This window comes from Pseudomonas sp. BMS12 (assembly GCF_001592875.1).
Taxonomy (GTDB): domain Bacteria; phylum Pseudomonadota; class Gammaproteobacteria; order Pseudomonadales; family Pseudomonadaceae; genus Aquipseudomonas.
Genome location: NZ_LSOF01000021.1, coordinates 1 through 5,518, shown reverse-complemented (window position 1 = coordinate 5,518; position 5,518 = coordinate 1). Strand labels below are relative to the sequence as shown.

5 protein-coding genes and 1 pseudogene are annotated in these 5,518 nt (G+C 66.0%); 3 read left to right on the top strand and 3 right to left on the bottom strand.

The window, feature by feature from the left end:
• Together AYB31_RS18955 and AYB31_RS18950 are read right to left on the bottom strand one after the other, a co-directional pair.
• Positions 1-432: formate dehydrogenase accessory sulfurtransferase FdhD (locus AYB31_RS18955; protein ID WP_177332313.1), on the bottom strand; the 432-nt coding region annotated here is incomplete at its 3' end.
• Between the two features lie 157 nt (positions 433-589).
• Positions 590-1,486 (bottom strand): LysR substrate-binding domain-containing protein, encoded by an 897-nt coding sequence (locus AYB31_RS18950; protein ID WP_068830579.1) that lies wholly within the window; start codon positions 1,484-1,486, stop codon positions 590-592.
• 365 nt (positions 1,487-1,851) lie between these two features.
• Between AYB31_RS18950 and AYB31_RS18945 the strand changes: the two genes are divergently transcribed.
• Complete coding sequence (locus tag AYB31_RS18945; protein ID WP_068830578.1) at positions 1,852-3,291, top strand: sodium:solute symporter family protein; 1,440 nt, start codon at positions 1,852-1,854, stop codon at positions 3,289-3,291.
• A gap of 64 nt (positions 3,292-3,355) precedes the next feature.
• On the opposite strand, the gene AYB31_RS18940 is transcribed toward AYB31_RS18945, so the two are convergent.
• Positions 3,356-3,940 carry a HutD/Ves family protein gene (locus AYB31_RS18940; RefSeq protein WP_068830577.1) on the bottom strand — a complete coding sequence of 195 codons (585 nt, stop codon included), beginning with the start codon at positions 3,938-3,940 and terminating at the stop codon, positions 3,356-3,358.
• A gap of 182 nt (positions 3,941-4,122) precedes the next feature.
• Between AYB31_RS18940 and hutI the strand changes: the two genes are divergently transcribed.
• Together hutI and AYB31_RS18930 are read left to right on the top strand one after the other, a co-directional pair.
• The gene (gene hutI, locus AYB31_RS18935; RefSeq protein ID WP_068830576.1) at positions 4,123-5,340 is read left to right on the top strand and encodes an imidazolonepropionase; all 1,218 of its coding nucleotides are present in this window, start codon (positions 4,123-4,125) and stop codon (positions 5,338-5,340) included.
• A pseudogene (locus AYB31_RS18930) lies at positions 5,330-5,518 on the top strand (formimidoylglutamase); the annotation flags it as partial. The gene hutI and the pseudogene AYB31_RS18930, both read left to right, overlap by 11 nt.

Below are 5,518 nucleotides of genomic sequence, written 5' to 3'. Positions count from 1 at the left end.
CGCCAGGTGTTCGGCCGGCGGCAGTGCCTGGCCGGGCAGGGCCGCGAGTTGTGGCAGCGCCTGCTGCAGGGCCTCCACACCGCACAGGCCGCAGCCGCTGGCGCCGCTCAGCTGGCGGCGCTGCTGCTTGAGTGCCCAGAAGGCGCGGCTGCTGACCTGCACGTCGGCGTGCAGGGCCTCGCCGGCACCGTGAATATGGATGTCGTAGATATCATCGATGGAATCGATCAGCCCGGCACCGAGGCTGAAGCCTCGGACGAAGTCTTCCAGATCGGCGGGCGAGACCATCATCACCGTATGGTTCAGGCCGTTGTAGCTGATGGCGAGGGCGCATTCTGCGGCCAGCTCGCTGCGCACGGCTGTGCCGGGGCTGCCGAGTTCGGCATAGGCATAGCCCGGCGCTGAGCAGGACGGCAAGGCGACGGCGGACATGGGCTGATCCTCCAGAGTCTGGTCAAGTCAGCCTATGCCGGTGGTAAGCAAGCGTCTAATCGCTGCTGCCGATGTTGTGATCGAGCTGGTCTATCGTGTCGTTTCGGCTGTGGGCGCAAGTCGGACAGCGCATGCGCTTCGCCAGCAGACCCCGTTTCTATCCCAACGGGTTTGCGGCCAACAGGCGTTGCGCCTCGGCGAAGCAGGCCTCGGCCAGGGCCGAGCGCGGCGCGCTGTTGCGCAGGATCAGGCCGAGCGGGGCGAGGGTGTGCGCGTCGACTATGGGCGTCAGGGCCAGGTGCGGATTGAGCTGCTCCAGGCCGCTGTGCAGCGGCATGATCGCGCAGCACAGGCCGGCGTTCACCGCCTGCAGCAACTGGTGCACGGCATCGCTTTCCAGGCGTGGCTGTGGGGTCAGGCCACGGCTGCGGAAATTGTGGTCGATCGACTGGCGAAAGTGCATGCCGGTCGAGAGCAGGCCGAGCGGCAGTTCGCTCAGCTCTTCCCAGCTCAATTGCGATTTTTCGAAGCAGAAATGCCGACGATCGTGCAGCAGGCCCATGCGTGTCTCGGCCAGTTCCAGGCAGCTGAAGTGCTGGCGATCCAGGCGCTCCAGGTAGGACAGGCCGAGATCAAGCTGGTTGCGGCCGAGGCGTTCGAGGATCTGCTCGCTGCTCAGGGCGAACAGCTGAAAGCGCAGCCCCGGATGCTCCGTGGCGAACAGGCGAATCAGGCGCATCGGGTCGAAGCCGCCGAGCGGTACCAGGCCTAGGCGCAGGGTGCCGACCAGCTGTCCCCGGCAGGCGGCGGCTTCGGCGTACAGGCCGTCCTGGGCGGCCAGCAGGCTGCGCGCCCAGGCCAGTACGCGCAGGCCGGGCTCGGTGAAGCCCTCGAAGCGTTGGCCACGTTGCACCAGTTCCAGACCCAGTTCCTCTTCCAGGTTGCGCAGGCGCATGGACAGGGTCGGCTGGGTGACGTGGCAGCGCGCGGCCGCCTGGCCGAAGTGGCGGGTCTCGTCGAGGGCGACGAGAAACTTGAGCTGCTTGATGTCCATGGCGGGTCCGGAGGCGGCGCGGGGCGTGCCTGGCGACGATACCGAGGCGTCGCAGCGCTGTCAGTAGCGCTGCCTGGTATGTAAAAAATATGCAACTGCCTGGCGCTATCGGATGAGTGGTGAAACTTGCCGGTCACAGATTTTTAGCGGCCTGTGGCGATCATTGGCGAGAGTTTTTCAGGCGTTTCGTCATTTTTGTTTGACATATTTTACGGTTTTGCCAGACTGCGCCGCCGAGTTCGCCAGGCCTCCGTGCCACGACTCGTTGCGGCCAGGAGGGCCATAACAAAAACCTGTAGCCCGCCGTCCCAGCCCTCGCCTTGCGGGGCAGCATGCGGTGGGCCGATGTCACTGGAACGGGAAACATGCTGATCTGGTTCGTTGCTCTCTATCTGCTGGTCACCGTGGGTATCGGCTTCTATGCCTCCACTCGCGTGAAGAACACCCGCGACTTCGCCTCTGGCGGTCGTAGCATGGGCTTCCCCATCGTTGCCGCCATGGTGTTCGCTACCTGGTTCGGCTCCGAGGCCGTGCTGGGCATTCCTGCCACCTTCCTCGAGGAAGGCTTCGCCGGTATCGTCGAAGACCCCTTCGGTTCGTTCTGGTGCCTGTTCCTCGTCGGCGCAATCATCGCCCGTCCGTTGTACCGCCTGAACCTGCTGACCATCGGTGACTACTTCAAGAAGCGCTTCGGCTCCGAAGTCGAGCTGATCATCAGTCTGGTCATCGTGTTGTCCTACCTGGGCTGGATCGCCGCGCAGCTGACTGCGCTGGGCGTGGTGTTCAACGTCATCTCCGACGGCGCCATCAGCACCACCCAGGGCATGCTGCTGGGCACCTTCATCGTGCTGCTGTACACCCTGTTCGGTGGCATGTGGTCGATCGCCCTGACCGACTTCTTCCAGATGATCGTGATCGTCGTCGGCCTGGTCTATCTGACCTGGCTGTTCAGCGACATGGCCGGTGGTGCCGACGTGGTCATCAGCAAGGCTGCTAGCGAAGGCAAGTTCACCTTCATGCACAGCTTCGAGGCCAAGGACATCGTTGCCTTCATCGGCGCCGCGGTGACCATGATGCTCGGCTCCATCCCGCAGCAGGACGTGTACCAGCGCGTGATGTCGGCGAAGAACGAGAAGATCGCCTCGCGCGCCTCCATGGCCGGTGCCTTCTTCTACCTGGGCTTCTGCATGCTGCCGGTGTTCCTGGTGTATGCCGCCTCGATGATCGACCCGGCGCTGGTCGAGAAGTGGCTGACCGAGGATTCGCAGATGATCCTGCCGCTGCTGATCCTGGAGAAGACCCCGCTGTTCGCCCAGATCATGTTCTTCGGTGCGCTGCTGTCGGCGATCATGTCCACCGCCTCCGGCACCCTGCTGGCGCCGTCGGTGACCCTGACCGAGAACGTGCTCAAGCGCTTCCTGCCGGAGCTCAACGACAAGCAGTTCCTGCTGCTGACCCGTTGCACCATCCTGGTCTGCGCCATCGCCACCATGATCTTCGCTCTGAACTCGGATTCGAGCATCTACGAGATGGTCGGCAACGCCTACTGCGTGACCCTGGTCGCCGCCGTGGTGCCGCTGTTCGCCGGTCTGTTCTGGAAACGTGCCACCACCCAGGGCGCCCTGGTGTCCATCGTCTTCGGCCTGACTTCCTGGATCTACCTGGAATACACCCTGACCGACGACGCCTTCTGGCCGCCGCAGCTGGCAGGCCTGCTGTTCAGCGTGGCCGGTATGCTGATCGGCACCCTGGCGCCGCAGTTCAAGCGCAACGACAACGGTATGCTGGCGGCCCAGCCGCAGTAAACATTCCGTGCCATGAAAAGACCCCGCCTCGGCGGGGTCTTTTCGTTTCGGCCGGCACGGGCTCTCAGTCGCGGCGCTGCAGCAGGCCCAAGTACAGGCAGGCGTCCAGGCCGCGCAGCTGCAAGCCACCAGGCTCGTCGATCAGCAGCAGGGCCTGGCGCGCGCGCAGGGCGAACTCGCGACCATCGCTCAGGCGGGCCAGCAGGGCGCCGGCATTGCACAGCAGCAGGCGAACCTCGGCCTCATCCTCCAGCTGCAGTTCGCCCCGCAGGTGTCGGTGCTGCAGGGACTGGCGCCAGTCTTGCCGGCGGCTCATCAGGTTCAGGTCGAGTACCGCGCCGGCCAGCGGCGTGGCGTGGATCGCTTCCTCGCCGGCGAAGTCCAGCGGCTGGCCGCAGGTGCTCAGGTGCGTTTCGCCTGCTTCGCGCTGCAGGCGCAGCCCCTCTCCGCCGAGCAACGCCAGGCTGCGTTGGATGCCGGGAAAAGCGGAGAAGGGGCCGGCGCTGGCGACCTGGGCGCAGCTGATGCGCCAGGCGAAATCGTCCAGGCCGGCGTCGGGTGGGGCGATGGCCAGCTGGCGAGTGCTGCCGCCGCCGTTCTTCCAGGGGTTGGCGGGTAGTTGGTCGAGGTCGATGAGCTGCGTGGACATGGGGCTCTCCTCTTAATGTATATACATATTCTGACGAAAGGCGGCTGACCCGCCAAGCCGCATGCTTGCTGAGATATTGCCTACTCTGAACGTATTTGACTATATAAGGGGGCGCGCGGGTATTGACGACTCGGTGGTCACGCGTTAAATGTATATACATTGACGTTGAGGACCTCTCCACGATGCACCAGTCTTCCCACCAGCGCCTGCTCTGGCGCGACGTGCAACTCTTCGATGGCCTGCAGGTGCGGGCCGAGCCGATGGCCGTGCTGGTCGAGGATGGACGCATCGCCGGCCTGTGGTCCGAGCCCGCGTTCGATCCGGCGCTGGCCGCCGGTGCCGAGAAGGCCGGGCGCGGCGGGGTGATGACCCCCGGCCTGGTCGACTGCCACACCCACCTGGTGTACGCCGGCGACCGCGCCGGTGAATTCGAGCAGCGCCTGGAAGGGGTGAGCTACGAAGAGATCGCCAAGGCCGGTGGCGGCATCCTCAGCACCGTGCGCGCCACCCGCGCCGCCAGCGAGGACGAGCTGATCGCCGCCAGCCTGCCGCGCCTCGACGCGCTGCTGGCCGATGGCGTGACCACGGTGGAGATCAAATCCGGCTATGGCCTGAGCGTTGCCGACGAGCTGAAGATGCTGCGCGTCGCCCGCCGCCTTGGCGAGCTGCGCCCGGTGCGCGTCACCACCACCCTGCTCGGCGCCCACGCGTTGCCGCCGGAATACGCCGGCCGCGGCGACGACTATGTGACCCTGGTCTGCGAGCAGATGATCCCGGCCGTAGCAACCGAGCGCCTGGCCGATGCGGTGGACGTGTTCTGCGAAGGCATCGGTTTCTCCCCGGCGCAGTGCGAGCGCATCTACCAGGCGGCCAAGGCCCATGGCCTGGCGCTCAAGGCGCATGCCGAACAGCTTTCCAATCTCGGTGGCAGCGCCCTGGCGGCACGCTACGGCGCGCTGTCGGCCGACCATATCGAATACCTCGATGAGGACGGCGTGCGCGCCATGGCCGAGGCCGGCACCGTCGCCGTGCTGTTGCCCGGCGCCTTCCATGTGCTGCGCGAGACCCAGCTGCCGCCGATCGAACTGCTGCGCCAGTACAACGTCCCGATGGCCGTGGCCAGCGATGCCAACCCCGGCACCTCGCCGATCTGCATGCCCAGCCTGATGGCCAACCTGGCCTGCACCCTTTTCCGTTTGACCCCGCGCGAAGCCCTGAGCGGCATGACTGCTCATGCGGCCCGCGCCCTCGGCCGCCCCGACCTGGGGCGGATCGAGGTTGGTTCACCCGCCGACCTGTGCCTGTGGGACATCCATCATCCGGCCGAACTGGCCTACGCGGTGCAGGCCGGTCGCCTGCGTCAGCGCATCTTCAACGGAGCCGTGACCCATGCTCGCTGATCGTTTCTCCCTCGACGCCTGGACCGGGCGCACCGACCCCGAGCCGGACAGCCCGCGCTGGCATCAGCGCATCCAGGCGCTGGCCGAAGGCAGTGCGCCGGGCCTGGCCCTGCTCGGTTTCGCCTGCGACGAAGGCGTGCGCCGCAACCACGGCCGCGTCGGCGCCGCGCAAGGCCCG

Excerpts from the sequence above, each read along its gene's own strand:
- AYB31_RS18950 (WP_068830579.1), bottom strand. The coding sequence starts at position 1,486 with ATGGACATCAAGCAGCTCAAGTTTCTCGTCGCCCTCGACGAGACCCGC.
- AYB31_RS18940 (WP_068830577.1), bottom strand. The coding sequence starts at position 3,940 with ATGTCCACGCAGCTCATCGACCTCGACCAACTACCCGCCAACCCCTGG.
- hutI (WP_068830576.1), top strand. The coding sequence starts at position 4,123 with ATGCACCAGTCTTCCCACCAGCGCCTGCTCTGGCGCGACGTGCAACTC.
- AYB31_RS18945 (WP_068830578.1), top strand. The coding sequence starts at position 1,852 with ATGCTGATCTGGTTCGTTGCTCTCTATCTGCTGGTCACCGTGGGTATC.